Origin of the sequence: Paenibacillus periandrae (assembly GCF_022458865.1) — a bacterium.
GTDB lineage: Bacteria > Bacillota > Bacilli > Paenibacillales > NBRC-103111 > Paenibacillus_S > Paenibacillus_S periandrae.
Genome location: NZ_JAJNMU010000002.1, coordinates 155,064 through 178,311, shown reverse-complemented (window position 1 = coordinate 178,311; position 23,248 = coordinate 155,064). Strand labels below are relative to the sequence as shown.

Here is a 23,248-nt window from a genome sequence, read left to right as displayed (position 1 = left end):
TTTTTGGCGATGAAAGGAGACACCATGATGGACGACCGGATTATCTCGGCCAATCTGATGATGGAAGAAGAACAAATGATGGAGTACAGCCTGCGTCCGCGCTATTTGGCTGAATACATCGGGCAGACTCAAGCCAAAAACAATCTGAAGATCTACATAGATGCTGCCAAAATGCGTAAAGAAGCGCTGGATCATGTATTGCTGTACGGCCCTCCCGGACTCGGTAAAACCACGTTATCGAACATTATCGCTAATGAGTTGGGCGTAAACATTCGTACGACATCAGGACCGGCAATCGAACGTCCTGGAGATTTGGCCGCGATATTGTCGAATCTGCAGGAAGGCGATGTGCTGTTTATCGACGAAATTCACCGTTTGAACCGAACCGTCGAAGAGGTGCTTTATCCGGCGATGGAGGATTACGCGCTTGATATTATTATCGGTAAAGGACCCAGCGCTCGCACCGTCAGATTGGATTTGCCCGCCTTTACTCTAATCGGCGCAACCACAAGGGCGGGATTATTGTCCGCCCCCTTGCGTGATCGATTTGGTGTTATCAGCAGATTGGAATACTATACGATTGAAGAGCTGACTTTCATTGTGAGCCGGACAGCTGATATTTTGCAGGTGCAGATTATTGGCGAAGCCGCGCGTGAGATTGGAATGCGGTCTCGGGGAACGCCGCGGATTGCTAATCGTCTGTTGAAGCGTGTGCGTGATTTTGCCCAGGTTAAGGGAGATGGCATCATTACAATGGATATCGTAAATGATGCATTGATCAGTATTCAGGTAGATCATCTTGGATTGGATGAAATCGATCACAAGATGCTGCGCGCCATCATTCTCAGCTTTAAAGGCGGACCTGTGGGCTTGGATACGATCGCAGCAACAATAGGAGAAGAAAGTCAAACGATTGAGGATGTGTATGAGCCTTATTTGCTACAGATTGGGTTTCTGCAGCGCACACCACGTGGTCGGATGGCGACACATACTGCTTATCAGCATCTTGGATTGCCTATTCCAAAAAGCTCACCGTAAAAAGGGGGAAACACGGTAATGGGAAAGCACCGGTACCAACTGCATATGAGCGGTTGGGGGAAATCGACACAAAAGCTTCGGTATAAAGCAAGCCTGCTCTTACTTATGAGCTGCACATTGTGGATGCTGGCAGGTCATATGGCTACAGCTTATGCAGCAACCGTCGTACCCAAATTGGATCTGATTAGAATAGCGTTATTTATCGATACAGGAAAATATAGCGCAGCTACGCCGGATGTTACTTTATCGGCAGATAAAGGGCTTGATGTCAGCTTGAGAAATGCTGCGGGTCTGAAGCCGCTATTTGCGACCTCAGATAAAAGCCTGCTGCGCGTGGAGCTTGATTCTTACAGTGTGATGGTGCTGGAAACACCGGATGCGAGTTTGGCCCGTACACTCACCAAAAAGCTGACCGATTTAAAGCTGGATGCAAGTATCAGCGTTCGCACAAAGCTCGGGAAACCAGCATACCAATTGGAGCTGGGCCCTTATACAACCAAGGAGCTGGCGGCCGCTGCGCTCACCAAAGCCAGGACGGTGGCGGATTTGACTGCAGCCAGCAAAGGCTATACAGCAGCAGTAAAGGGGCCTCTGCACTGGATTGCAGGCAGCTACGCAACAGAAGCTGAGGCACAGGCGCAGGCCGCAGTCATCGGACAAGCCGGCTTGGATGCCGACATAGCGTACCTGGATGCAGCCGCAGGTGCACCTGCCTTTGCTGTTCTGGTAGCCGCCGCATTGGATACGACTGAGCTGAATGCTGCCAAGCAGCAGTTCAGTACCGTACCTGGTATTTCCTTGCAGCCTGTCGATGCAGGTCTTACGTATGTGATCACACGAACGCTCGCTGACCCTTCATCCACTACAGGCGGAACGATTCAGCGGCTCCTTTTGGGAGGAACAGGCGTTAAGCTTGCCGTAGCATCGAAATCAGCTGAAACCGTAACTGTCCTGGAACGATCGGAGCGGAGTTACCGGGGGCTGATTGAATTGTCGCGTCTCAACAACAAGCTTGCTGTTATTAATGAGCTGCCTTTCGAGCAATATCTGGTCTCGGTCGTGAGCTCGGAGCTGAGCAAGGAGTGGCCGCTTGAGGCTTTGAAAGCACAGGCGGTTGCTGCGCGAACCTTTGCATTAAAGCAGGGTATCAAATATCAGATTGCCCATCTCACCGATACGACTCTGGACCAGGCTTATAAGGGTGCAGGTGCCGAATTCGCCACTGCCTCGCAAGCTGTCATGGCAACTCAAGGAGAAGTCATCATGGAGCAGGCGGGTTTGATCTCACCTTTGTTTTATTCGAATGCAGGTGGAATGACAGCTGAGTCAATCGAGGTATGGGGGAATAAGGTCAACTATTTGAAAAGCGTTGCTACTCCCGATGAAGGAGCAGAGAAAGGCAAGGCGGTTTGGTATCGGATCGTGCTGCCAAATGGGAATAATGGCTACATTCATTCTTCCTATGCAAGGGATACCGGGCAAAAAAATCCGGCCGGTCTGCCTTACTATGAATCAACGGGTACGGACATTGCCGTACGTCCTGCTCCTTATGTAGATAATACGGCTAATCCTGCTGCCTTCAAGGTTAATATTGGAGACCGTTTCGTTGTGTTTGATCAAGCTGTGGAATCCAATGCTTACTCATGGATCAGAGGTCCCTATGATGCGGACAAGCTAAAGGAAAAAGTGAACACCGTGCTGAAGAAGCCGATTACGGGTGCTCTTGACCGATTGGAAGTGAAAGGACGCGGAGCATCAGGCCGTGTCATTGAAATGACAGCTAATGGCCAGCTTTTGGAGCCTGATTATCCGGATGCGCTGCGTACACTATTTAACGGTCTGCCCAGCACCCGGTTTGAAATTGAGGAAACAGGAAGGTATACTGTATTGGGAGCAGATAGTACGGTACGCAATCAATCGGCTGCCATGCCTAATGTGATGGTTATCGGTGGAACTGGCACTGCGAAGCCTGCTGCTGATACGCAGCTGTTTGTGCTCAGTGGCGACAACAAAGTACGAATGACGAATAAAACATCCCAGTATGTTTTTAAAGGAACCGGTAATGGTCATGGCCTTGGCATGTCCCAATGGGGAGCCAAAGGTTATGCAGAGCTTGGCTATGATTACAAAAAAATATTGCAGACCTACTATGTAGGAGTCTCGATAATCAAGGAATGAAGCGAATATGCAAGTAGATTGGTTCGATTATGAGTTACCGGATTCACTAATAGCACAGACCCCTTTGAAGGATCGTACAGCTTCGCGTTTGTTGACGTTAAATAAAACAACAGGCGCGGTGGATCATACAGCTTTCCCAGCGTTGATTGATTATATGGAAGCCGGGGATGTACTCGTGTTGAACGATACACGGGTGCTGCCAGCACGGCTCTTTGGTGTGAAATCGGGCACAGGCTCAAAAGCGGAGCTGCTGCTCCTGAAGCAGCTGGAGGGTGACCGGTGGGAAGCATTGGTACGCCCGGGTAAAAGGCTCAAAGCAGGGGCTGTTATTCTGTTTGGTGAAGCAGAAGCAGATGGCAAGCCCTTGCTTACGGCTACCATTGAGGAAGAATCAGACATGGGCGGACGTGTGGTGCGTTTTAGCTATGAAGGGATTTTCCCGGAGCTGCTGGACCGGTTAGGTCAAATGCCGCTCCCGCCATATATCAAAGAACAGCTTCCGGAGAAAGAGCGTTATCAAACTGTATATGCCCGAAATGAGGGCTCGGCCGCTGCGCCGACTGCAGGACTTCATTTTACCGAAGCTTACTTGAATAGGCTGGAACAAAAAGGTATACAATTAGCCTATATTACGCTGCATGTAGGACTCGGAACCTTCAGACCCGTTTCTGTAGATGATGTGGAGACACATGAGATGCATGAAGAGTACTATGAGGTGAGTGAAGAGGCGGCAGCCCGTATTAATGCAGCCAAAGCAGGAGGACACAGGGTCATCGCTGTGGGCACCACCTCGGCGAGAACGCTGGAAACGGTAGCCCGCAATAGTGGGCAATCCGGGCGAGTTGAGGCCGGCAGCGGATGGACAGGTATTTTTATTTATCCAGGTTATACCTTTCAAATTGTGGACGCGTTATTAACGAATTTTCATTTACCGAAATCGACGTTGCTTATGCTCATCAGCGCTTTGGCAGGGAGAGAGCAGGTACTGGCCGCATACCGCGAGGCTGTTGATCAGGAATATCGTTTTTTTAGCTTCGGCGATGCAATGTTTATTTATTAGTTCGATATAAGTTCAGCAGGAAGAGTGATTAGAGATGGCAATTACCTACGAGCATATCAAGACATGCAAGCAATCGGGAGCCCGTTTGGGACGCGTTCATACACCTCATGGGATTATCGAGACACCTACGTTTATGCCCGTAGGTACTCAGTCTACCGTAAAGACAATGAGTCCGGAAGAATTAAAAGCGATGGACGCGCATATTATTTTAAGTAACACCTACCACCTGTTCATCAGACCTGGACATGATATCGTTAGACGCGCAGGCGGACTGCATGGTTTTATGAATTGGGATCGTCCGATTTTGACAGACAGCGGTGGCTTTCAAGTATTTAGCCTTAGCAACATGCGAAAAATCACGGAGGAGGGTGTGGCCTTCAAGTCGCATCTGAATGGCGACAAGCTGTTCATTTCTCCTGAGAAATCGATTGAGATACAAAACTCGCTGGGAGCCGATATTATTATGGCTTTTGACGAATGTCCACCGTATCCGGCTGAGCATAGCTATGTAAAGAAGTCATTAGAGCGGACAACCAGGTGGGCGGAACGCTGCTTGCAGAGTCATGCTCGCCCGCACGATCAGGCGTTATTTGCGATTGTACAAGGCGGAATGTACGAGGATCTGCGTAAACAAAGTGCAACTGAGTTGACTTCCATGGATTTCCCGGGTTATGCTATTGGTGGACTGAGTGTTGGTGAATCCAAGCCGCTAATGTATGAGATGCTGGATTACACGGTTCCTATCCTGCCTGCGAATAAGCCTCGTTATTTGATGGGTGTCGGTTCTCCAGATGCGCTTATTGAAGGATCTATTCGTGGAATTGATATGTTTGACTGTGTGCTGCCGACTCGTATTGCCCGTAATGGTACGGTTATGACCAGCTCGGGAAGACTGGTGATTCGGAATGCCCAGTACGCAGAGGATTTTGGTCCGCTTGATCCTGAATGCTCTTGCTATACCTGCACTAATTATTCCAGAGCATATATCAGGCATTTGATTAAAGCGGATGAAACATTTGGTATTCGTCTTACGACCTATCATAACCTTCATTTTTTGGTCGAGATGATGCGTCAGGTTCGACAAGCGATTCTTGAGGATCGTCTGCTTGATTTCCGTGATCATTTTTTTGACAAGTATGGATTACATGAGAACGGAAGAGGTTTTTAAACTATAGTTCAAGATAAAAGGGGAGATTGAAATGTCGTTTTTAGTTGCTGCTGATGCTGCTGCTGGAGATCCGGGATTACAAGGGTATTTGGTTACATACGGTCCGCTTGTGCTGATGTTTGTTGTGTTGTACTTTTTATTGATTCGTCCACAGCAAAAACGTCAGAAAACTCGCGGTATGATGTTGAGCAATTTGAAAAAAGGCGATAAAGTCGTAACGATTGGCGGCCTTCATGGTACTATTTTGGAGATTTCCGATGATACGATCATCCTACGAGTTAATGATGTGACGAAGCTTACATTCGAACGCTCAGCAATCAACGCTGTTTCGAACCAACCTGCCGTAGACGAGAAGAAATAGGTTGCTGTAAGGGAAAATGCGAGCCTCCACAGATATGGATGGACTCGCATTTTTGTTGTACGTTATTTTTTGAAGTTAATGCCAAGGATGCCTCCGAGTGCACCTGATACTAGTGTCAGCGCTGTCAGGTACAAGGTTTGTTGAGTAAATCCGGCATCATAAGTCAGAAAACCAATGATCCATATGATACAGGTGTACACCAATCCAAGCATGCCTCCATGATACCAGCCTCTCGTTCCACTTCGTTTTCCCGCTGTCATGCCGCCGATCAGCATGGCTATTCCATGAATGGACATGGTATAGCTGTACAATGAGCTTTCCTGTAAGTTGGTCGCAAGCATCAGCAGCGAGGTCATGAGTGTTCCGAGCAGCATGAATATCATAGCAACCATTAATCCGGATAATATGGGGGATGACTTCATTCCGGCTCTCTTCCTTTCAGATAGAGGTTCTTATCATCATTGTATGGGCCCGTACATAAAATTAGTACAGGTTGATCCGTTCCTGAACAATCAAATATCGGGAATGGCATAATTGTGAGTGAAAGGAAGTGATTGTATGGGTACGGTTCACAACCTTGCCAACTGGCAGGTATTAGCTGCCATTATTATTGCCTTATTCACTTTAATTTGGATTGTCACCGGGCTGATGCACCGCACGTATGCAGCGCTTGGCGCAGGGCTGCTAATGGTCTTATTAGGCATTGTCGAAGCAGGTTCGACCTTTGGGTACCATTTGCCTTGGCAGGCAATCGGGCTTTTGATAGGCCTGATGGTTATGATCGGATTGACAAATCGAACAGGCATATTTGCATATGCGGCAGCCAGAGCGGCGCAGATCTCTAAGGGAAAGCCGTCTGTCCTGCTTATTGCTCTGGCAATGCTAAGTACGGTAACAGCAGCTTGGCTGGATAATTTAACCGCTATTTTATTACTAATTCCTGTTACGATTTCCATCGCCAAGGTGATGAAAGTCAGCGCTGTTCCTTTCGTGACCACTATTATAATAACCGCGAACCTGGGTGGCACCGCGACGATGATTGGCAATCTGCCCAATATGATCATGGGTACGAAGGCGGGACTTACTTTTAATGATTTCTTGATTAATCTTGTACCTCCTGTGATTATCATATGGGTAGTGACGGTAGGGCTATTAAGTCTGTTTTATGCAAAAAGCTGGAGGGCTACACAAACCTCGATGGTTGACCTGATGTCCATACAGCCAAGCTCCTATATTAAGGATAAAGGTTTGGTTGTTAAGGTATTGACGGTATGGGTACTTGTGCTGGCCGCCTTCCTGCTGCATCCGATACTGCACTTTGAGGTGGCTTATGTAGCGTTAGCAGGTGCGGCATTGATGTCACTTGTCAATTACAAAACGTACAGCTGGACTGAGATTTACAGCTCAGTAGATTGGAACACCTTGTTCTACATTTGCGGTTTGTTTATTGTAGTGGGCGGGATCATTGAGGCTGGAATCGTTGAAACCATCGTCATCAAAGCCATGGAGCTTACCTCTGGAAATTTGATGTATGTCTCTATACTTATTATATGGCTAACCGGATTGGTTTCGGCAACGATAGATCATACATTGTTTGTCGCACTAATGATTCCGATCATTCAAGATCTCGGCATTCAAACTCAAGGGGCATTACATCCACTATGGTGGTCCTTAGCTCTTGGGGCTGGATTAGGGGGGAGCGGTACATTAGTTGGGGCCGCAGGCAATCTCATTGCGGCAGGACTCGCCGGTAGAGCCGGACATCCCGTCACCTTCAGTACCTTTTTGAAGGTAGGAGCGCCGATTACACTCGTCTCGCTTTTAATAGCAACCGCTTATGTGAAATATATGTATTATTAGCGCAAGCCTGCTGACAGATTGGCAAACAGCCGTATTCGTTGTTATGACGAATACGGCTGTTTGGGTTTTTCATAACGCAGCTGTGTTTACCATTACACACCTGATTGTGCGCTGTCATCGTGAATGAATTGTTTTTGCTTCCATTTGCGAACCCATACGCCGTGTGTAGGCGAAAACAATAATGCCACAACGAAGAAGCAGCCAGCTATGCTGATCATGCTGCCGGCAATCGAGGCGTCCAGTAGATGAGCGACATAATAGCCAATAATGGAGCAGAAGCAGCCAATGATGACGCTGTATAGGATCATTGTGCTTAATTTCTCAGTGAGCAGATAAGCTGTCGCAGGAGGTATTACGAGCATGCCAACAACGAGGATGGCACCAACACTTTCAAAGGATGCTACGGTACTTATAGAAACGAGTCCCATTAGCAGGTAATGAAACAAAACAACCGGGATTCCTACGGCTGCAGCCATTGCCGGGTCAAACGAGCAAATTTTAAACTGCTTGTAGAACAAGGAGATCACAATAACTGTGAGCAGCAGAGCCAGACCGACTCCCCATACAGCTTTGGGTCCGATGTCGACCCCGCCTATATGAACGGTATTCCAGGGTACATAAGCAATTTCCCCATACAGCACACAGTCGAGATCGAGATCGATATCCTTGGTAAAGATGCTGATCAGAACGACCCCAACCGCGAATAGTGCAGTAAACACAACACCGATGGCTGCATCCGATTGCACACCGCTATGATGGAACAATTGAATCAGAAAAACAGTTATGAGACCAATCGCCGCAGCTCCAAGCATCATAAACAAAGAGTCTCTGGAACCTGTAAGCAGGAAGGCTATCACAATACCAGGAAGTACGGCATGACTGATTGCATCTCCTATCATCGCCATCTTCCGCAGCACCAGGAAGCAGCCTGCAATTCCGCAGGTGCTGGCGACCAAAGCTCCCGTTAGTATTATCCAGAAGGTGCTCATCCTGCTTCACCTCTTTGCTCCATTTGTAGTTTGTTTTCCTCTTGAAGCACATGGCTGCGGACCGAAGCACGAACGAGCAGCTTGGAGATGACGCCTCTCCGGGGAGCAGCTAACAAAGAGAGGACAAAGAGGGCAGTTGCCGCAAGCACAGTCAAGGGTCCTGTCGGCAGATTGTTCCCGCTTGCGCTGATCAAAGTGCCTATGAAACCGCTCAAAGCACCAAACAATCCTGATATCACAATCATCACACCAAGCTTATCGGTCCAATACCTTGCAGATACGGCCGGGGTAATGAGCAGGGCAGCCATTAGAACGACGCCTACCGCCTGGATTCCCACCACGACAGCTATGACTATGAGAAACATAATAAGCTGCTCCAGAAAGGCAACAGGGTAGCCCATACCGCGGGCAAATCCAGGGTCGAAGCTGACAAGCTTGAATTCCTTGAATAATAACGTACTGATGCCTAGCAAAAGCAGACATATGATCGAAATAATAATTACATCCGATCTAACCATCGACGCGGCCTGGCCAAACAGGAATTTATCCAAGCCGCTTTGATTGCCGCTCCCGCTGTGCTGGATCTGCGTGAGCAGCACGATACCGAATCCAAAAAACACAGAGAGTACGATTGCCAGCGCCGAGTCCTGCTTGATTCGGGTATGCCGTGTCACATAGCCTATTCCGAATGTGGCAATAATTCCTGCAATAGCTGCTCCAGCCAGAAAAAGCAGAATGGACTTGGAGCCAGTCAACATAAAAGTAATGCAAATTCCCGGGAGCGCCGCATGTGATAATGCATCTCCCATTAAGGATTGCTTACGCAGGTAGGCAAAGCAACCGATAACCCCGCTGCTTAATCCAAGCAGCATACAGCCGAGAAGTATCCACTGTGTATTCGGATCGAGAAATAATTGAAACCACGAGAACATACCTTTCACCTCGAATCTATGAGTAAAGCCGAGCGGTCATCGTGCTCCAGCATGGTGAGTCTGCCGCCATACGTTTCCTGGAGCTTAGCCGATGTGAAAGCTTGCTCTGTTGGACCGAAGGCAATAATCTGCACATTCAACAGCATGACCCAGTCGAAATATTCCTTCACTGTGGCGATATCATGATGGACGACCAGCACGGTCTTTTTTTGCATTTTCAGTTCATTCAGCAGTGTGATAATAGCTTTTTCCGTAGCTGCATCGACACCAACAAATGGTTCATCCATAAAATACAGCTGAGCATCCTGAGCCAACGCCCTTGCCAAAAAAATCCGCTGCTGCTGTCCACCGGAGAGCTGACTGATTTGCCGATCAGCAAAGTCAGCCATACCGACCTTTTCAAGGCATTCCATGGCGATTTTCTTTTCAGCCTTGCCAGGACGTTTGAACCATCCCAGATGCCCGTAACGTCCCATCATGACAACATCTAGGGCATGGGTAGGGAAATCCCAGTCTACGGATTCACGCTGCGGTACATAGCCGACAAGATTTCTTTGTTCTGCATAAGGACGTCCGTAGATGGATACGTCACCAGTCAGACTTGGAATCAGTCCGAGCGCAGCCTTGATCAGAGTTGATTTTCCAGCTCCATTGGGACCTACAATTCCAATCAGCTTCCCCTCAGGGGCCTCAAAGGTAACATTGCGAAGTACGGGCTTCTTTAAATATGCGACTGACATATTCGTGATTTGCAGCGGTGTGGTGCTCATCGTTCATTCTCCTCCTTAAGCTTATTTTAGGGCTTTAACAATTGTATTGACGTTATGGCGTACCATTCCGAGATAGGTACCCTCCGGCGTACCGTTTTCACCCATAGCATCGGAAAATAACTCACCGCCGATAGTCAGCTCATGGCCTTTTTCCTTGGCTCCTTGAATGACAGCATCGATCGCTTTCCGAGGAACACTGGACTCGATAAACACAGCTTTTATTTTATGTTTGACAAGAAAATCGCGCAGGTCTGTGACATCCTTGGTACCTGCTTCAGACGCCGTACTCATGCCTTGCAGCCCCATCACCTTAACTCCGTAAGCATCTCCAAAGTATCCGAACGCATCGTGTGCAGTAACAAGTACCCGGCTTTGTTCAGGTATCGATTTGATCTGTTCGGTTACCTCCTTATGCAGAACATCCAGCTGCTTGAGATAAGCTTCTGCATTTTTCCTGTAATCCTCGCTGTGTGCTGGATCTTTCTTGATCAGAGTGTCACGGATCGATTCGGCAGCTTGCATCCAGTGCCTGACATCAAACCAGATGTGCGGGTCGAATTCGCTGTCCATTTCGGCACCGGAACGCAGCTTGGCGCGATCGATTTTTTCGGATACGGCGACAGTTGTTTTCTTCTTGGCCATTTTCTCAAAAATCTCACCCATTTTTCCTTCAAGATGTAGACCGTTGTAGAAAATAACGTCGGCATTATCCAGCTTTTGAATGTCACCTTGTGAAGCTTTATACAGATGAGGGTCTACTCCGGGCTTCATCAAACCTGTAACGGCAACATGATCTCCACCGATCTGCTGTACAACATCTGTAATCATCCCGACAGTCGTTGTTACCTTGAGCTTAGTGTCACCGGAAACCGGTTTGTCTGACATATCGAGGGTAGAGCAAGCGGCTATAATGGCCATAAAGCAGATGCTGCTAACAATAATAATGAACCTATGGAGAGCTGAGGATATCTGTTTTTGACTTACCTTCGTCAATGCGATCACTCCTATAAATGTTTTCTTGGTACAAATGTTTTGGTGTAGGGAAACAATTAGGACAAAAAAATAAACCCAAACCTGTAACCGATATGCATTTTATCCTACAGCAAAAATGTTTGCCTTGCAACAATTATTTTCCTTGGGACAAATAGTTTCTTTAGGGAAACTTTTTGGTCTTGTGCTGGCAACAATTCGCAAATCAACTCGAGTATGAGGTGTATGGATAGAGGCCACAATAGGCTTGGAATATGCGCAGGAGGGTCAACCCATATGCTGATGCTTTTTTTTCGTACCATTTTCGTGTACTTAATTGTGTTTGTTACGATGAGAATTATGGGAAAACGAGAAATTGGCAAACTGTCCGTTTTTGATTTGGTGATTTCGATCATGATTGCAGAAATTGCGGTATTTGTGCTTGAGGATATGAATAAGTCGCTTATGGATGGTATTTTGCCGATGTTCACGCTGGTAGGAGTACAACTGATCATTGCCTATTTGTCATTAAAAAATGAAAAGATTCGCAGACTTTTTGAAGGCAAGAGCTCATTGATCATTGAGAATGGAAAACTCAACCGTGAGGAGATGAGACGACAGCGCTATAACCTGGATGACTTATTGCTGCAGCTGCGCCAAAGTAAGGTGATGGACGTAGCCAATGTCGAGTTCGCTATTCTGGAGCCCTCGGGCAAGCTCACTGTCGTCGAGAAAAAGGAGCCTGCCGCTGCACCGGCTGAAGGAAAAAGTCTTTTTCGTTACGAGGGCTTGCCGTTACCGCTCATTATGGATGGCAAGGTGCAGGATGAGAATCTGGAGAAGCTGGGGAAAACGCGGTTTTGGCTTAAGAGTGAGCTTCAGCTGCAAGGAATCAAGGAATTCAAGGATGTATTTTTCTGTACATTTGATCACCGCGGAAAATGGTTTGTGGATCGCCGCAGGTAGTTGTAACTGGAGTCATCCTAATTTTGCAGCTGCGGCTTACTTGATTAGCTTGCGTCCAAGCATGAGTACACGTGTCAGATCAGTGCGGTCAATAAGTCGCAATAGAACTGAACACGATAAGTAGATAATTACACCAGCAATACAAGAGACCGCAAAACGTAAAGCTTCCCCGTCCATCCAATGTGTATACATCAGGATATAGCTGCACCAGCCGGATACGAACATGGCTAAGCCGACCTTGGCAAAGTCCATCATTTGCATTCGAAAATGAAGCAGTCTCACCACACTGTGCCAATGCAGTACCGTCACGAGCATGATATTGATATTGATAGCCATGACAGCCCCGAGAATGCCAAATTGAGGCTGACCTGCAAGTCCAACGATAAGAGCAAGCTTAATCACCGAGCCAATTAACGTATTAACTAACGCTGAGCCGGGGCGATTCAATGCTTGCAGACTGGCTTGCAGGGGGGCCTGAAAATAAATAAAGAGAGCGACCGGGGCCATCATTTTCAGCATTGGGGCGATTTGGCTTTGTCCATACATCAGATCACAAAGCGGCTCGGCCAATACAAACATAATCATGACAAAGGGTGCTCCTGTAACCAAAGCAAGCTTGAGTGATTGATGAAGCCGATTATGAATCGTTTGCATATCGTTACGTGCAGCCGCTTCCGACAACGAAGGAATGAGTGAAACGGATAGGGAGTAGGTCAGCGCGCTTGGAAGCAGCAGTATCGGAATGATCATACCCTGAAGCATCCCATATTGTGCTGTTGCCAGCTTGGTGGCAATCCCTGCCGCGGCAAGGCTGCGAATAATTAGAATCGATTCAAGAAAATAAGAGCAGGAGCCTACCAGCTTACTTCCGGTGATGGGCAAGGCTAGCTTCAAAAGCTGTCTCAAATTTGCCAGACGGCCGACAAGCGGCACGCTTCCGATTTTTGCAATGGGAAAAGGGGTTGTCTGACTGCGACTTCGTCGATAATAAAGGAAAAGCACCAACAGAGCTACAGCTTCGCCTACCATCACTCCAGCCATTGCTCCCGCTGCTGCGTATTCAATACCATACGGAAGCAGGGCATAGGCAAAGGCAAGCACGGTGAAAATACGTATGATTGTTTCTGCAACCTGTGACACTGCAGTCGGGATCATATTTTGTCTGCCTTGAAAGTAACCGCGCAGCACGGAGCCGATTCCGACCAGAATGATAATGGGAGTCATACATAAAAAAGTGTAATATACTCTCGAATCGGTTAGCAGGTGGTTGGCAATCCATTGTGCTCCGAGCAGACTGGCTAGAGTGAACAGGATACCGAGCGACACCGTCAGTGTCATCGCCAGCCGAAGAATACGTCTGATCCGGCTTTCATTATTTTCTGCTTCAGCTTCAGCAATCAGCTTGGCGACAGCAATCGGTATGCCTCCGGTTATTAAGGTTAAAATGACAATCATAAAGGGGAAACCCATTTGGTATAGTCCCACGCCTTCTGCTCCGATGAGTCTGGGCAGCGTAATTCGGGGAATAAAGCCAAGAATACGATTTACAATACCTGCAGCGAGTAATATGAGCGTTCCTTTCAAAAACGATTGTTTGGTCACATCGATTCCTTCTTCCTCCCGAGACTACTAACATGGATATGCAGTACCTGTCCCTACGCATGCACAATATTTAACGCGAAGATCAGGATATAGAAGGAAAATCCTGCTTGGCAGCGAATATGAGTAATGAGGAAGATGGTTGAGGGCAGGAGGTTGTGAAGGTGGAGCATGATGGGCGCAAGGAAGAGCAGGATGCTCAGCATTCAGAAGAACAAACGAAGCAAGAAACTATCGAGCAGGAACAGACTTTTCTTAAACTGACTACGGAAGCCGAGTTGAACGAGACAGCAGCCGATGTGCGGACAGATCCTCTTGTAATTGGACAGGAGGACATTTCTGAGGTAATTATGTCTAATGACGATGTTGGTGACGATGTTGGTGACGATGTCGAGGAGCTTGAAGACGGTGAGGAAGTGGATGCTTTCTCAAGTGAGGCATTTGATGAGGAGCCTGCCGCATTATCGGAAATGGAGCTTAACGAGCTTATTGAGAGCATTTGCACGAGTAAGGCAGAGGAATTTAGAATGATCGGCTATGAGCATGTTACGGGCAGAGAAATCTGGGAATGCGTTAGCGATAAATATCAGAAAACAGGGATGCCTGCGCTTCATCAAATTGTGAATGACATTTTGTCGTTAAAGGTGACGAAATTTATGAACTGGATGACGATGAGTATATATAAAAGCAACCCTTTCGCCTAGAAGGGGTTATTTTTTTGCTGCTGTTGAGGCATGTCGCAAATCATCAAATTGACTCGATTTTAGCAGGTGAGTATAATAGGACTATTGAGATTGGAAGGAGATCGTTACTCATATGAAACGGATTGCAATATTTGTGGCTGTAGTGCTCGTTACATTGGCGCTGGTGGCCTGGACAAGCCCGAGTTTAGTTAACAAAATTAAATTGGGTTTGGACTTAAAAGGTGGTTTCGAAATTCTTTATGTAGCGGAGGCTATTGAGGAAGGTAAGCCCGTTACTGCGGAAGCTTTAAAAGAAACAGCGAACAGTTTAATGAAAAGGGCGGATGAGCTGGGTATTGCAGAACCAGAGATTACGACTGAAGGAAAAGACCGGATTCGTGTACGTTTGGCTGATGTGAAAAATGAAGATGAGGTTCGTAAGGTTATTAAGAAGCCGGCCGAGCTCACTTTCCGCGGTCCAGATGGAACGAAAGAAATGCTGGGCAGTGATTTTGTGGAAAACGCAGCCAAAATTGGCTTCGACCAAACTAATCGTCCGCAGATCAATATCAAGGTCAAGGATCCTGAGAAATTTAAAAAAGTAACCGAGAAGCTTGTAGGCAAGCCTTTGGCTATTTATCTGGACGAGCGTCAATTGTCAGCACCGGTAGTTAATACGGTCATTACAGATGGCAGTGCGACGATCTCCGGTAACTATACGTTTGAGGAAGCTACTGAACTCGCATCAACCATCAATTTGGGTGCACTGCCGTTGAAGCTGACCGAAAAGTATACACAGGTCGTGGGAGCTTCATTGGGTAAAGCTTCGCTGGATCAAACCGTAAGAGCGGGCTTGATCGGTTCCATCCTGATTTTAATATTCATGGTTATTTTTTATCGTTTACCGGGTTTTGTTGCAGCCATCTCCCTGATCACCTACACATGGTTGTTGTTAGTCGTATTTGACTGGATGAATGCAACCTTGACACTTCCTGGTATTGCGGCTTTTGTTCTGGGTATAGGGATGGCTGTTGATGCCAATATCATCACCTATGAACGGATTAAGGAAGAAATTCGCAGTGGAAAAAGCTTGCTGTCGTCCTTGAAATCAGGCTCCAAGCACTCCTTCCGGACGATTATGGATGCTAACATTACGAATATCATCTCAGCCGGTGTGCTTTACTATGTAGGTAATGGTGCCATTCGTGGGTTTGCGCTTACGACCATTATGAGTATTGTGCTCAGTGTTCTGACCAACATATTTTTCTCAAGAATGTTATTGTACTTAATTATTAAAAGTAACAAGTTCAAGAAACCTTCTTATTACGGTGTAAAGGAGGCGGAAATTCGTGGATTATAGAGACCATTTTGATTTTATGAAAAACCGCAACAAATTTTTTACCATATCTATCGTTTTATTGATTGTAGGATTTATTGTCACAGCGATTTTCGGCTTGAATTTCGGTGTTGACTTTAAAGCCGGGACGGGACTTGATATTAACGTAGGTCAAGCCGTAACGAAGGAAAAAGCGGAAGAGGTCTTTAACGGAATCAATCTGAAGCCTTCGGTTGTATCCATAGGCGGGAATAATGATCATATCGCCGCCAGATTTGATATAATACTTACAGACGACCAGATCAAACAAATTAATACAGCTATGGTTTCCGCCTTTGGGGATACGGTTTCTCAGGAGGTCAACACGGTTTCTCCGGATATTGCACAAGAATTAGGTCTTAAGGCGATCTATGCCGTAGCTATTGCAAGTATCGCGATTTGTATCTATGTAAGTATTCGATTTGAGTGGCGTTTTGCTCTTGCTGCCATTCTTGCGATTCTGCATGATGCTTGTGTCGTTATTGCGATGTTTGCGATTTTCCGTTTAGAAGTCAATCTGCCGTTTCTGGCAGCAGTTTTAACCACCATCGGATATTCAATCAATGATAAAATCGTTATTTTTGACCGTGTTCGTGAGAACCTTCGTTTCTCCAAAATTAAAACTACACAGGATCTTTCCAATTTGCTGAATAATAGTATTTGGCAGACGATGAGAAGAAATGTTTACACAGTTCTTACTGTATTGCTCGCAGCAATTTGTTTATTTGTTTTTGGTAGCGAATCAATCAAGCTTTTTGCACTTGCCAAAATTATCGGATTAACATCCGGAGCTTATTCTTCGATTTGCATAGCCAGCCCATTGTGGTATTTACTGAAAAACAAATCATTGAGTTCTAAACCAAGAGCAACTGCAGTAAAAGAATAATAGCTGGCCGCGTGAACTGAACGGTTCCGCGGCCTTTCTATCAATTTTTAGGGAGTGGCTCTTTTGACAGAGGAACGTTTTCAAAAAACGGAATTCGCCTACTGGATCGGAATCATTGGAAATATATTTCTTGCTGCCCTGAAAGGTGTATTCGGTTATATTTCAGGAAGCAAGGCGCTCATTGCGGATGCCTTGCATTCAGTTTCAACTGCTGGACATTCATGTGCGATGCTGATGGGACTGCGTGCCGCCAAACAATCTGATGGAAATCCTCATTATAAGCAGGGGAAGGCTGAATCCATTGCTGCCATCATTGTGTCCGTATTGTTATTGGTTATTGGCATCGAGATTTGTTTTTCATCCGTCAAGACGATTTATTATGGAGTGGATTCGCCTCCGAAAGCTACAGCACTTATTGCAATTGTGTTATCAATCATTATTAAAGAAACGATGTTTCAATATAAATACCGTCTAGGGAAAAAAATGTCGAATCAAGATCTGATTGAGAGCGCCCGCAAGCACCGGTTAGGCATGTATTCTTCATTTGTCGTGTTGATAGGAATATTGGGCGCGTTATCAGGTAATTACCTGGGAAATAATTATTTATATTATCTGGATCCGATTGCAGGCTTATTGGTAGCTTTACTTGTTGTCAGAATGGGCTACCGTCTTGTAATGGAATCGATTCACCATACCTTAGAACACACGCTTCATGATGAGGATGTAGCAGAGCTGATGCGTACGGTGCAGGTAATTAAAGGGGTAATTGCTGTCGAACATTTGCGTGCAAGGGAACAGGGACATTATGTAATAGTGGATATCAAAATCAGTGTAAATCCAAGAATAAGTGTGCTTGAAGGCCATGATATTGCAAAAACGGTCAAACAAGCCTTAATGAAGCGGCATATTCATGTCGCAGAGGTATATATTCATGTCAATCCATATGATGCGGGATATCCCTATAAAAATAACATCGATTTGGAGCAGGACCAATTTTCTTCGATGCTTCATTAGGAAAGCTAAGTAGATGCTTACGAAGCTAGTTTTGCAGCGCAAAACACAGTAGATGCTTACGTAGTAAGCTTTCCGCAGGAAAGCTCTCAGGAGGGTAAAAGATGCTTCACGCAAAGGCAAAATGGAACATAACTGAAGCGGATGACGATCAAGTGGAAAAGCTGGCGCAGGAGCTTCAGATAGAACCATTGCTTGCTCGTCTGCTTATTGCCCGAGGCATGACGAATATTGAACAAGCCAAAGCTTTTCTTGACGAAGGAACGGATTGGAATCATGATCCGTTCTTTTTGGATGGAATGGGAGAAGCAGTCGCCCGTATTCGTTTGGCTATAGAACAAGGTGAAAAGATTCGCATCTACGGTGATTATGATGCTGACGGGATCAGCAGCACGGTTTTGATGATTCATTTGCTGAATCAAATGCAGGCAGTTTTTGATTATTACATACCGCACCGGATTCACGAAGGTTATGGGTTAAATAACAAAGCTCTGGATTTAGCCTTGCAGCAGGGAGTTCACTTAATCATTACGGTTGACACAGGTATTAGCGCGGTCGAGGAAATTGCTTATGCCAGGCAGCTGGGTCTTGAAGTAATTGTGACGGATCATCACGAACCGCCGGAGCAATTGCCGCAGGATTGCATCATAATAAATCCCAAAAAGCCAGGATGTCCTTATCCGTTCAAGCAGTTGGCTGGTGTTGGTGTAGCCTTCAAGCTGGCTCAAGCGCTGCTGGGTCGTTGGCCATCGGAGCTGCTGGAATTTGCAGCCATTGGTACGGTTGCCGATTTGATGCCTTTATTGAATGAGAACCGGATGATCGTTAAGCAAGGACTTAAACGCATGCAGTCTTCGTCTAACCCTGGGATACGCGCTCTGTTTGACGCGGCGGGAATTAATTTGAAGGATGTCAATTCAACGCATATCGGCTTTACTCTGGCCCCTCGAATCAATGCCAGTGGAAGGCTTGAGCATGCCGACGATGCCGTTCGTCTACTTACTACCGATAATCAGCAGGATGCCGAACAGATGGCGTATCAGCTCGATCAGCTAAACAAAGAACGGCAAAGAATTGTTGAAGAGATGACCAAGCAAGCCTATGAGATTGTTCAGGAAAGCCAATCAGCGCCGCTCAAGCAGGTGCTGGTCGTTGCCCAAGAGGACTGGAATGTAGGTGTGGTGGGCATTGTTGCTTCCAAGCTGGTTGACAAATATTATCGTCCCACGCTTGTGTTAAGTATTGATAAAGAAACGGGCTTGGCCAAAGGCTCTGCACGATCTATAGAGGGCTATGATTTATATCAGGCCTTAAGTCATTGTCAAGAGCTGCTCGATCATTACGGAGGACATCAGGCTGCCGCAGGATTGACTCTTTCCCGAGAGCATCTGCCTGAGCTGGAAAGACGTTTGAACCTACTGGCAGAAGAATGGCTGTGTGCTGACGATTTTACTCCCTACATGAATGTAGATATGGTATGCTCGCTACAGGAAATTGGAGTGACGACTGTTCAACAGCTCGAGCTTCTAGGGCCTTTCGGAATGGGGAATCCCACGCCCAAGGTCATTATTAGCAATGCTGCATATAAAGAGCTTCGTACCATTGGTAAAGAACAGCAGCATATGAAAATAACTTTAAAGACCATCAAAGATGAAAGTGCCGCCACCCTTGATGCCGTAGGCTTTCATAAAAGCGCGCTGCTGCCCTGGATTTCTTCTACCGCAGCCATGGATGTTCTTGGTGAGCTTTCCATAAATGAATGGAACGGTATCCGCAAGCCTCAGGTGATGATTCAGGATTTACGCATTGCTCATATGCAGCTTTTTGATTGGCGGGGAATTGCCAAGATAGAGCCTAAGCTTACCGAGCTGGCGGAACGGGTTCATGAACGAAGCTTCGGTGGGGAGGCACGTGCAGGCATTCTCATGTTTCATGCCCATAATAAAAGTATGCTCGGCTCTATCGCTGACAAGCTTCCCGTGTGGGTGATGACGAGGGAGAATCGCTACAGCGTGATGCCTTTGAACGAGCTGGCTAGACAGAGCAATCTGTCCACAGTGACTGATATGATTCTTTTCGATCTTCCCTCAGACTTATCAAGCCTCGGTGCAGCAGTCACTCCAGCAGCAGGTATGGAACGAATTTATGCGATATTTTATCAGGGCGGGACCGTTTATGAAGGTGCATTGCCATCGCGAGATATGTTTAAGACTGTGTATGGAGCTGTTCAACAGCAGACAGCAGCGAGTCCGTCGGCAGCTTTTATAGCGAGTTTGTCAAAGCGCTCTGGCCTTTCTTCCAGTCTTATTCAATTTATGCTGGATGTGTTTACTGAGCTGGGCTTAATTACACAAAATGCAGGAAGCTATAAGCTAGTAGCCAAGCCTGACAAAAAAGATCTCACTCAATCTCAAATTTACCAAAATCGACAGCTTCATGTCGAGGTAGAGCAAGCCCTGCTTTATTCAAGTACTCAGGAGCTGCATGAATGGCTGCTGCAGTCAAAACGATCAAACAAACCATTATTGGAGGGTATTATATGAATTTCAAACCGTATATCCGTGTTATAGAAGATTTCCCGCAGCCTGGCATCAGCTTTAAAGACATCACGACCTTATTGCAAAATGGTCCCGTGTATCGGGAAGTTATTAATGAGCTGGCGCGTCAGCTAAAGGAAGTCGAAATTGACTGTATCGCCGGACCGGAAGCAAGAGGGTTTGTTATCGGAGCGCCGCTCGCTATCGCATTGGGAGTTGGTTTTGTACCGATTCGAAAAAGCGGCAAGCTTCCGGGACATACCATTGAAGCGGATTATGCTTTGGAATACGGCAAGGATAAGCTTGCCATGCATCAAGATGCGATTGGGCCGGGACAAAAGGTGCTGATTGCAGATGATCTCCTAGCTACTGGGGGAACCATTGCAACCTCGATCAATCTGATTGAGCAGTTAGGTGGACAAGTGGTCGGAGCTGCTTTTTTAATTGAGCTGTTAGAGCTGAATGGACGCGAAAAGCTGGGTCCGATAGATATTATTTCATTGGTAACCTACTAAAAGGTACGCTTTGAAACAAAACCCGGAGCCTTTGTCCGGGTTTTGTTTTCGACAAAATATGTCGAAATGTCGTAAATAAGTTGACGTATTGCCTATGAAAAATGCATAATGGACTAAAATCGATTTAAGGGAATGGGTAAACGAATGGGGATTGAGCAGCTTCTTGAAAAGGCGTCGGAGTTTATAAAAGAACATGATTTGAAGCGTATCAGGGAAGCATACGAATTTGCCGAGCAGGCCCATTCCGGGCAAGTTCGCAAGTCGGGCGAGCCCTATATTTTACATCCATTAGCGGTTGCTGATATTGTTGTCAACATGCAGATGGATGCAACTTCAATCATCGCCGCGCTGCTCCATGACGTAGTTGAGGATACAACCGTTTCGCTTGACATTGTGAATGCCAAGTTCGGTAAAACCTGTGCCATGATTGTCGATGGTTTGACCAAGCTGGAGAAAATTAAATTCAAGAGCAAGGAAGAGCATCAAAACGAAAATTACCGCAAAATGTTTGTCGCGATGGCTCAGGATATTCGCGTTATTCTTATTAAATTAGCCGATCGCTTGCACAATATGCGTACCTTAAAATATCAGTCCGAGGAAAGCCAGCGGCGTATTGCTGATGAAACCTTGGAAATATTTTGTCCAATTGCCCACAGACTGGGGATCTCTGCGATTAAGTGGGAAATGGAGGACATCGCCCTTCGTTACCTGAATCCGCAGCAGTATTACCGGATTGTCAATTTGATGCAAAAAAAGCGGGTCGAACGTGAGCAATACATTGAGGACGTTGTGCATACGGTCAGCGAAAAGCTCTCCGAGATGGGGATTGAGCCGGATATTTCCGGGCGTCCCAAGCACATTTACAGCATTTATAAAAAGATGACAGCTCGCAATAAGCAGTTTAATGAAATATATGACCTGCTTGCGCTTCGAATCATCGTGGACAATATAAAAGATTGCTATGCTACACTTGGTATCATTCATACGCTCTGGAAGCCTATGCCAGGACGGTTTAAAGACTATATCGCTATGCCCAAATCGAATATGTACCAGTCTCTGCATACGACAGTCATTGGCCCTAAAGGGGAGCCGCTAGAGGTTCAGATCCGGACAGGCGAAATGCACAGAACCTCCGAATACGGAGTAGCCGCGCACTGGGCTTATAAAGAGGGTAGTGTTGTACCGTCTGGGAGCTTTGAAGATAAGATGAGCTGGTTCCGTGAAATACTGGAGCTTCAGCAGGATGCCGAGGATGCTTCTGAATTTGTTGAGTCATTAAAGATGGATTTTTTCTCTGATCTTGTATTTGTGTTTACGCCAAAAGGCGAGGTTATCGAGCTTCCAGCGGGTTCAGTCCCGCTTGATTTTGCATATCGTATTCATACCGAGATCGGTAACCGCACTATTGGCGCCAAAGTGAATGGTCGAATCGTTTCTCTGGATTATCGTCTGAAAACCGGAGATATCATAGAAATATTGACCTCCAAGCATTCCTATGGACCGAGTCAGGACTGGATCAAGCTGGCCCAATCCTCGCATGCCCGCAGCAAAATTAGGCAGTGGTTCAAGAAGGAAAAGCGTGAGGAAAATGTGGAAAAAGGCAAAGAAGCGATTGAACGCGAGCTGAAGCGACTGGGTCACGAGCCATCGGCTCTGATGAAAGATAATGAACTGTTGGAGGTTGCCAAAAAGTTCAACTTCCATGAAGTCGAGGACATGTTCTCGGCGGTTGGCTTTAGTGGCATTACTGCTGCGCAAATCGTTACCCGTCTTACCGATAAATTGCGTAAAGAAGCGGAAGAAGCACAGCAGCAAGCACTTCAGCTTACCAACGAGATTAAAGAAGTCAAGGGAGTCACAGCCGAGAAGAAAAGTCGGCCTACACACGGAGTTCGAGTTAAAGGCGTGGACAATTTGCTCGTTCGTTTTGCACGCTGCTGCAATCCCGTTCCAGGAGATGTTATTGTTGGTTACATTACCCGGGGTCGAGGCGTTTCGGTGCATCGCGAGGATTGTACGAATATTCCTGCAGACGATGGGAGCGAAGAAGGCAATCGCCTGATCGAGGTGGAGTGGGTAGATTCGGTTGAAGCGAGCTATAACGTTGAGATTGAAATTGCGGGACATGATCGTATGGGCTTGTTAAATGAAGTCTTGCAGGCTGTTTCAGAAAGCAAAACGATAATGTCGGCCGTCTCCGGTCGTTCGGACAAGAATAAGATGGCGGTCATTCATATGTCGATCATGATTCGCAATATTGAACATTTGCATTCTGTCGTAGAAAAAATCAAACGAATCCGTGATATCTACTCGGTTCATCGGATTATGCAGACATAAACTTAATTGAGGTG

The 23,248-nt window shown here is 46.4% G+C and carries 20 protein-coding genes; 14 read left to right on the top strand and 6 right to left on the bottom strand.

What is annotated here, in order from left to right; all coding sequences use genetic code 11:
* Window positions 1-27 precede the first annotated feature (27 nt).
* The 5 genes from ruvB to yajC are packed head-to-tail and all read left to right on the top strand — an operon-like array spanning window position 28 to window position 5,805.
* On the top strand, window positions 28-1,038 hold the full coding sequence (gene ruvB / locus LRL21_RS03350) for a Holliday junction branch migration DNA helicase RuvB (protein WP_240414644.1): 1,011 nt from the start codon (window positions 28-30) through the stop codon (window positions 1,036-1,038).
* A gap of 18 nt (window positions 1,039-1,056) precedes the next feature.
* Entirely contained in the window at window positions 1,057-3,216 is a 2,160-nt protein-coding gene (locus LRL21_RS03345) for a SpoIID/LytB domain-containing protein (RefSeq protein ID WP_240414345.1), read from the top strand.
* A 7-nt stretch (window positions 3,217-3,223) separates the two neighbouring features.
* Complete coding sequence (gene queA, locus LRL21_RS03340) at window positions 3,224-4,276, top strand: tRNA preQ1(34) S-adenosylmethionine ribosyltransferase-isomerase QueA (protein ID WP_240414344.1); 1,053 nt, start codon at window positions 3,224-3,226, stop codon at window positions 4,274-4,276.
* Window positions 4,277-4,310: 34 nt separating this feature from the next.
* The gene (gene tgt / locus LRL21_RS03335; RefSeq protein ID WP_240414343.1) at window positions 4,311-5,444 is read left to right on the top strand and encodes a tRNA guanosine(34) transglycosylase Tgt; all 1,134 of its coding nucleotides are present in this window, start codon (window positions 4,311-4,313) and stop codon (window positions 5,442-5,444) included.
* Window positions 5,445-5,475: 31 nt separating this feature from the next.
* The gene (gene yajC / locus LRL21_RS03330; RefSeq protein WP_240414342.1) at window positions 5,476-5,805 is read left to right on the top strand and encodes a preprotein translocase subunit YajC; all 330 of its coding nucleotides are present in this window, start codon (window positions 5,476-5,478) and stop codon (window positions 5,803-5,805) included.
* Between the two features lie 62 nt (window positions 5,806-5,867).
* Here the strand turns inward: yajC and LRL21_RS03325 are convergent, their stop codons facing one another.
* Entirely contained in the window at window positions 5,868-6,227 is a 360-nt protein-coding gene (locus tag LRL21_RS03325; protein WP_240414341.1) for a TIGR04086 family membrane protein, read from the bottom strand.
* A gap of 136 nt (window positions 6,228-6,363) precedes the next feature.
* On the opposite strand from LRL21_RS03325, the gene LRL21_RS03320 reads away from it, so the two are divergent.
* Complete coding sequence (locus tag LRL21_RS03320; RefSeq protein WP_240414340.1) at window positions 6,364-7,665, top strand: SLC13 family permease; 1,302 nt, start codon at window positions 6,364-6,366, stop codon at window positions 7,663-7,665.
* A gap of 92 nt (window positions 7,666-7,757) precedes the next feature.
* Here the strand turns inward: LRL21_RS03320 and LRL21_RS03315 are convergent, their stop codons facing one another.
* From LRL21_RS03315 to LRL21_RS03300, 4 genes are read right to left on the bottom strand one after another with little or no spacing between them, the layout of a single operon-like run.
* Window positions 7,758-8,654 (bottom strand): metal ABC transporter permease, encoded by an 897-nt coding sequence (locus LRL21_RS03315; RefSeq protein WP_240414339.1) that lies wholly within the window; start codon window positions 8,652-8,654, stop codon window positions 7,758-7,760.
* Window positions 8,651-9,586, bottom strand: a complete 936-nt coding sequence (locus tag LRL21_RS03310; RefSeq protein WP_240414338.1) for a metal ABC transporter permease — start codon at window positions 9,584-9,586, stop codon at window positions 8,651-8,653. Before LRL21_RS03310 ends, LRL21_RS03315 begins: the two co-directional genes overlap by 4 nt.
* Before the next feature lie 5 nt (window positions 9,587-9,591).
* Window positions 9,592-10,356 carry a metal ABC transporter ATP-binding protein gene (locus tag LRL21_RS03305; RefSeq protein ID WP_240414337.1) on the bottom strand — a complete coding sequence of 255 codons (765 nt, stop codon included), beginning with the start codon at window positions 10,354-10,356 and terminating at the stop codon, window positions 9,592-9,594.
* Between the two features lie 21 nt (window positions 10,357-10,377).
* Window positions 10,378-11,274 (bottom strand): metal ABC transporter solute-binding protein, Zn/Mn family, encoded by an 897-nt coding sequence (locus LRL21_RS03300; protein ID WP_240414643.1) that lies wholly within the window; start codon window positions 11,272-11,274, stop codon window positions 10,378-10,380.
* Between the two features lie 348 nt (window positions 11,275-11,622).
* Here LRL21_RS03300 and LRL21_RS03295 point away from each other — a divergent pair, with 348 nt between their 5' ends.
* Window positions 11,623-12,291 carry a DUF421 domain-containing protein gene (locus LRL21_RS03295; protein WP_240414336.1) on the top strand — a complete coding sequence of 223 codons (669 nt, stop codon included), beginning with the start codon at window positions 11,623-11,625 and terminating at the stop codon, window positions 12,289-12,291.
* A 36-nt stretch (window positions 12,292-12,327) separates the two neighbouring features.
* Here LRL21_RS03295 and spoVB read toward each other — a convergent pair whose 3' ends face one another.
* Window positions 12,328-13,893 carry a stage V sporulation protein B gene (gene spoVB / locus LRL21_RS03290; protein WP_240414335.1) on the bottom strand — a complete coding sequence of 522 codons (1,566 nt, stop codon included), beginning with the start codon at window positions 13,891-13,893 and terminating at the stop codon, window positions 12,328-12,330.
* Between the two features lie 161 nt (window positions 13,894-14,054).
* Here spoVB and LRL21_RS46155 point away from each other — a divergent pair, with 161 nt between their 5' ends.
* From LRL21_RS46155 to LRL21_RS03255, 7 genes are all read left to right on the top strand, one after another.
* Complete coding sequence (locus LRL21_RS46155; RefSeq protein WP_338044571.1) at window positions 14,055-14,594, top strand: post-transcriptional regulator; 540 nt, start codon at window positions 14,055-14,057, stop codon at window positions 14,592-14,594.
* A gap of 112 nt (window positions 14,595-14,706) precedes the next feature.
* A complete protein-coding gene (secD, locus tag LRL21_RS03280; RefSeq protein ID WP_240414334.1) occupies window positions 14,707-15,933 on the top strand; it encodes a protein translocase subunit SecD in 1,227 nt (408 codons plus the stop codon).
* The gene (gene secF, locus LRL21_RS03275; RefSeq protein WP_240414333.1) at window positions 15,923-16,834 is read left to right on the top strand and encodes a protein translocase subunit SecF; all 912 of its coding nucleotides are present in this window, start codon (window positions 15,923-15,925) and stop codon (window positions 16,832-16,834) included. The genes secD and secF overlap by 11 nt, the downstream gene beginning before the upstream one ends.
* Before the next feature lie 54 nt (window positions 16,835-16,888).
* A complete protein-coding gene (locus LRL21_RS03270) occupies window positions 16,889-17,848 on the top strand; it encodes a cation diffusion facilitator family transporter (RefSeq protein ID WP_338044570.1) in 960 nt (319 codons plus the stop codon).
* Window positions 17,849-17,949: 101 nt separating this feature from the next.
* Window positions 17,950-20,388, top strand: coding sequence for a single-stranded-DNA-specific exonuclease RecJ (gene recJ, locus LRL21_RS03265; protein WP_240414331.1), 2,439 nt, complete (start codon window positions 17,950-17,952; stop codon window positions 20,386-20,388).
* Window positions 20,385-20,897: an adenine phosphoribosyltransferase gene (locus tag LRL21_RS03260; protein WP_240414330.1), complete on the top strand. Its 513-nt coding sequence runs from the start codon at window positions 20,385-20,387 to the stop codon at window positions 20,895-20,897. The genes recJ and LRL21_RS03260 overlap by 4 nt, the downstream gene beginning before the upstream one ends.
* A 144-nt stretch (window positions 20,898-21,041) precedes the next feature.
* Entirely contained in the window at window positions 21,042-23,234 is a 2,193-nt protein-coding gene (locus LRL21_RS03255) for a RelA/SpoT family protein (RefSeq protein WP_240414642.1), read from the top strand.
* Window positions 23,235-23,248 lie beyond the last annotated feature (14 nt).

What these genes read in the sequence shown, in the direction of transcription:
- ruvB (WP_240414644.1), top strand. Translation starts at nt 28, where the DNA reads ATGGACGACCGGATTATCTCGGCCAATCTGATGATGGAAGAAGAACAA.
- LRL21_RS03345 (WP_240414345.1), top strand. Translation starts at nt 1,057, where the DNA reads ATGGGAAAGCACCGGTACCAACTGCATATGAGCGGTTGGGGGAAATCG.
- queA (WP_240414344.1), top strand. Translation starts at nt 3,224, where the DNA reads ATGCAAGTAGATTGGTTCGATTATGAGTTACCGGATTCACTAATAGCA.
- tgt (WP_240414343.1), top strand. Translation starts at nt 4,311, where the DNA reads ATGGCAATTACCTACGAGCATATCAAGACATGCAAGCAATCGGGAGCC.
- yajC (WP_240414342.1), top strand. Translation starts at nt 5,476, where the DNA reads ATGTCGTTTTTAGTTGCTGCTGATGCTGCTGCTGGAGATCCGGGATTA.
- LRL21_RS03325 (WP_240414341.1), bottom strand. Translation starts at nt 6,227, where the DNA reads ATGAAGTCATCCCCCATATTATCCGGATTAATGGTTGCTATGATATTC.
- LRL21_RS03320 (WP_240414340.1), top strand. Translation starts at nt 6,364, where the DNA reads ATGGGTACGGTTCACAACCTTGCCAACTGGCAGGTATTAGCTGCCATT.
- LRL21_RS03315 (WP_240414339.1), bottom strand. Translation starts at nt 8,654, where the DNA reads ATGAGCACCTTCTGGATAATACTAACGGGAGCTTTGGTCGCCAGCACC.
- LRL21_RS03310 (WP_240414338.1), bottom strand. Translation starts at nt 9,586, where the DNA reads ATGTTCTCGTGGTTTCAATTATTTCTCGATCCGAATACACAGTGGATA.
- LRL21_RS03305 (WP_240414337.1), bottom strand. Translation starts at nt 10,356, where the DNA reads ATGAGCACCACACCGCTGCAAATCACGAATATGTCAGTCGCATATTTA.
- LRL21_RS03300 (WP_240414643.1), bottom strand. Translation starts at nt 11,274, where the DNA reads ATGGCCATTATAGCCGCTTGCTCTACCCTCGATATGTCAGACAAACCG.
- LRL21_RS03295 (WP_240414336.1), top strand. Translation starts at nt 11,623, where the DNA reads ATGCTGATGCTTTTTTTTCGTACCATTTTCGTGTACTTAATTGTGTTT.
- secD (WP_240414334.1), top strand. Translation starts at nt 14,707, where the DNA reads ATGAAACGGATTGCAATATTTGTGGCTGTAGTGCTCGTTACATTGGCG.
- recJ (WP_240414331.1), top strand. Translation starts at nt 17,950, where the DNA reads ATGCTTCACGCAAAGGCAAAATGGAACATAACTGAAGCGGATGACGAT.
- LRL21_RS03260 (WP_240414330.1), top strand. Translation starts at nt 20,385, where the DNA reads ATGAATTTCAAACCGTATATCCGTGTTATAGAAGATTTCCCGCAGCCT.
- LRL21_RS03255 (WP_240414642.1), top strand. Translation starts at nt 21,042, where the DNA reads ATGGGGATTGAGCAGCTTCTTGAAAAGGCGTCGGAGTTTATAAAAGAA.